The organism is Arthrobacter sp. 18067, from assembly GCF_902706295.1.
Lineage (GTDB): Bacteria > Actinomycetota > Actinomycetes > Actinomycetales > Micrococcaceae > Arthrobacter.
Map to the genome: position 1 here is coordinate 1 of NZ_CACSJJ010000050.1, position 4040 is coordinate 4040.

Sequence of the window (4040 nt, forward strand, 5' to 3'; positions counted from 1 at the left end):
ATAAGGGACAGGTGCAGGGATGGCCGCTTGCGCCGGTGCGGGTTCCGCGGGTGCTGGTGTTGTGGCCACAGCGCTTGGCGGGGCCGGGGCCTTTTCGTTGGTGGGCGCGATTTGGTCCTTGCAGTCGCCGAGGACCTTGGTCATGGCGTCGTGTTCGCCCTGGGTGACCCAGAGGTTGTAGGTGGCTTTGACGGAGATCTGCCGTGCAACGTAGTCGCAGCGGAAGCTCTTGTTCGGCGGCAACCAGGTAGCGGTGTCGCCGTCGCCTTTCTGGGTGTTGGTGGGGCCGTCGGTGGACTGCAGGTTCAGGGGGTCGTTCGCGAAAGCCGTGCGCTGTTCGAGGCTGAGCTGCTGTGCACCTTTTTGCCAAGCATCGCTGAGGGCAACCACGTGGTCGATCTGAACTGCGGAACTGGTCGCGGATCCGCGGACGAAACTGATGTTCTTGGCGGTGTAGGGGTCAGCGAGTGAGCCGGTCTGGATTTTGCATTGGACACTGTTCGTGAACGTGACCTGGGTCAGGTCACGTTTGAGGGTGTCGTTACGGGTATCGCAACCGTTCCGGTCCACATCGGCCCAGGCCTGCCCGAACTGGTCCCGGTCATACCCAGTCTTCGGTGCCCTGCCTTTGATCGGGAGGGTTACCAGCAGCTCCAGTGCTTTCGTGGCGTAGGTCGGCTGGGAATGGGGCGCCGTGTACGTGGCGGTCTTTGCAAGTTCGGTTGTCGTCTCAGGGTCCAGTGGCGCGCCTGTGTCCGACGGGGTCGGGATGGGGCTCGCGCTTGGGCTTTCGCTGGCCGGTGCGAGCTTCTGTGCTTCGGCAGCAGCCTGTGAGGCCTGCAGCGGATCTTTCGGTCTGGGCGGTGTGATCGCCGCCCCGACGATCATGAAAACGAGCGCACCTGCCAGAACGACGGCGCCGGCCTTGCGGCCTCCGCGCAGCAGCGCCCAGGAGCGACGGCCGGTGGCCAGCACATACAGGCCAGTGAGCAAGCCAAACAGGGCCAATATAACCAGGACGCCGCCGAAGCCGGACGAGAACGCCGCGCTGATGGTGAAGACCATGGCAAGGATGCCCACGATGATCGTGGACTTGGGCAGCCGGAATGAACCCGTTCCGAGCGGAGTGTGGTTCGACAAAAGAATGATCCCCATTTCGATATCGGGCAGCGTCTTTCGCGGCCCGCATCGGGCGCAGTAACCGCACCCAACGGGATTTTAGTATTTGAATTACAAGTTTGTAATTTGCCGCGGAATTATGACATGAACCCCCGCTGGGTGAAAGTCACACGAACCCGCCAGTCGCTGACCTCCAGCCCAGCGGCCGGCATCGGGCGCCGATAAACCGCTCAAGCCCAGTGTTCTCTTGAGAAACCGCCACCGGAACAGAGGCTGTTCCGACTCGGGGAAGTTCGCAAAGCCCCGGGTGGGCCAACTTCACGGCGACAGATCATGCCCTGGCGCGCCATATCCAGTCCGGCATTCCTTATGCCTTGCGACGGTGCGAGGAGGGAGCCGTCCGTGGCGCCACGGGCTTTGCCGCGGCACGGCCGGAGCCAATTGTGCAACAATCAAGCCTTCGCACGATTGCTGTGGGGGCATGTCACCGTTGTTCTAGGCAGACACCCACAGCATGGAGATTGGTACGTCGGCGCCGCAGTTGAGTACGGATGGTCCGCAACATCCTGCTGAACCGTCGCCCTCGCATGCTTCCGAGGCTCTGAAAAAACGTCTCTTAAAATGCTGCACGGTCGTTGCAGCCCCCAAAACATAATGGGTGTTGCAACGACCGCTAGAACTCGATCCTGATGTCCGGCGGCGCGAAATGCCGTAGTACATCAGGCCACCAGTTTTGGCGCGGGAGCAGCAGTACGGTCAGGCGAGCGAGGCCAACAGTTCCTGCGCTGTGAGGACGGTGGCCTGGCGTGGGAACACCTTGGTCACAAGGGTCTCGTGAACCTGCGTGTCGGGATCAGCGCAGGCGTCGGAAACGACGACAACCCTGTAGTCCATGTCAGCTGCCTGCCGCACCGTGGAGAGTACGACCCCCGCCGTGGTGATGCCAGCAACCAGGATGGTGTCGACTCCGACACCTTGGAGTCGCTGGTGCAGGTCGGTGCTCGAGAACGGACCGACTCGGGTCTTGCGCACCGTGATCTCGCCATCGAGTGGAGCGAGCCGTTCGTTGATTGCGGTGCTCTCAGAGTCGGCGTGCATCGTGGCACGCAGCTTCTCGTTAGCAGCGATCCCCGCGAAGGGGCTGTGGCTGGGCACCGCGGCGTAGTCGGACTCTCCGAAGCCCACCCGGACGTGTGCGACGTGTGCCCCTACGGACCGCACCTTGTCGAGCAGCTCACCCGCACGGGCAACGAGCTCGTCAGCGTTCGATAGCGAGCCGAGACTACTCGGCTGGTAGTCCATGACAACCAGAGCGGTGCGGGACGGGTCAAGCTCAAGGTCAGGCATGAGTACTCCTTCGATGATCAGAATGAATACAAAGATACATGCAAAATTGAATTCTCGCGAGTGAATGTCATCTTGTCGAGACTCCCCATTCTCGGAGTACCTCTTGAGTGTCGGCGCCTAGCGCCGGCCCGGCTGCTTGGGGGATCGCATGGTCGCGTAAAGTGAAGGGCATCGTCGCTGTCATTACGCCATCGGACAATCGCGATAGGTAGCCTTCTGCCTGGATGTGTTCGTCGACAATGACGTCAGCCAATTCGTTGACGGGGCCGCACCACACGCGCCCAGCCCTAAATCGGTCGAGCCAGTCTGCCGCAGTCCGTGTAACAAAGTGCGCGTCGAGCAGGATGCGGAGCTCATGCGCGTGTATGAGCGCCTCGCTGAAAGTGGCGAAGCGTGCATCTTCGACGACATGAGTGAGTTCCGCCGCGTCGAGGAATGGCTGCCACGCGGCCTCATTGATCGCAGCGATGGCGATCCACTTCCCGTCTGCAGCCTTGTATTGGTTGAGGAGCGCGTTGCGGGGGTTCCGTCGCGGCCGCCCGCTCGTTGAGGCATTCTCCGAACTCGCTGCGGAGCCGATGAGGAGCATCTGACTCCAAAGCGAAGTCTGCAGGAGCGAACCGGAAACCACTGTTCCGATTCCGGTCTGCGCCCGTTGGGCTAGAGCGGTCACAATACCGAAACCAAGCATCGTCCCAGTCATGACGTCGTTCATGGCGCCGGGCGGAGCAAATGGCTCCCCTGGTTCCGGTGACGCGGTGAAGAGCATCCCTCCGTAGGCCATCCCGGTCATGTCTTGGGCGAGGTCGTCGGCGCGGGGCCCCACTGTCCCGAGCCCAGCGGACCGGGCATATATGAGTCGAGGGTTCCTAGCGGTCAGTGCGTCCGCGTCCATTCCGAGCCTCCTCAAGGCAGGACCCGCGAGGTTGGTGACGAAGACATCCGCCGCGCCGACAAGCTCGTTCATCACGCGTCGGTCGGCCTCGTCTTTGAGATCAAGGGTGATTGAACGCTTATTCCTGTTGCAGGCAGTGTAGGACGGGCTCGTTCCCTCTGGAATCGACGCGCCCCCCGCAGTCGGTGCGACATGTTCTCGAGCGGGGTCACCACGAGGACTCTCGACCTTGACGACGTCGGCGCCTAGATCCGCGAGCAGCATGGCGGCTACCGAGCCTGCCATCCAGATCGTGAGGTCGAGGACTCGTAAACCTGCCAGGGGGGCGGGTGGGATTGCGGGAAATGTTGACAATCTGTGCCTCCGGAGGCTATTGATCTTGAGCTGGCGACGCTAGAATGCAACCGCCGAGCGGGGTATTAGCGATTTTGCGTGTATTGTTGTAGACACTTTAGACGACATGATAAGGAGCCGACATGGTACCCCTGTACCTCGCGTGCTATCGCCGGGTCGCGGTTGTCCGATCAAAGGGGCAATCCGGTGAGTGCTAAACGTCCTGGGCTTTCGTCCCAGATGACCCTCCAGGCCGCCGCTCAGATCCGCGGACTCATTATTGATCGGGTGCTGCTACCGGGCGAAAAGATTCTCCAGGTCGAGTTGGCAGAGCAGATTGGCGTCT

3 protein-coding genes are annotated in these 4040 nt (G+C 61.5%); all 3 read right to left on the bottom strand.

From position 1 onward, the window contains the following. The coding region (locus GVL04_RS23910) for an HNH endonuclease family protein (protein WP_235036433.1) at positions 1 to 1140 on the bottom strand (1140 nt) is incomplete at its 3' end. A gap of 735 nt (positions 1141 to 1875) precedes the next feature. Further along, positions 1876 to 2466 (bottom strand): cysteine hydrolase family protein, encoded by a 591-nt coding sequence (locus GVL04_RS23915; RefSeq protein ID WP_159709143.1) that lies wholly within the window; start codon positions 2464 to 2466, stop codon positions 1876 to 1878. Between the two features lie 67 nt (positions 2467 to 2533). Further along, positions 2534 to 3715 (bottom strand): CaiB/BaiF CoA-transferase family protein, encoded by a 1182-nt coding sequence (locus GVL04_RS23920; RefSeq protein ID WP_268825406.1) that lies wholly within the window; start codon positions 3713 to 3715, stop codon positions 2534 to 2536. Positions 3716 to 4040 lie beyond the last annotated feature (325 nt).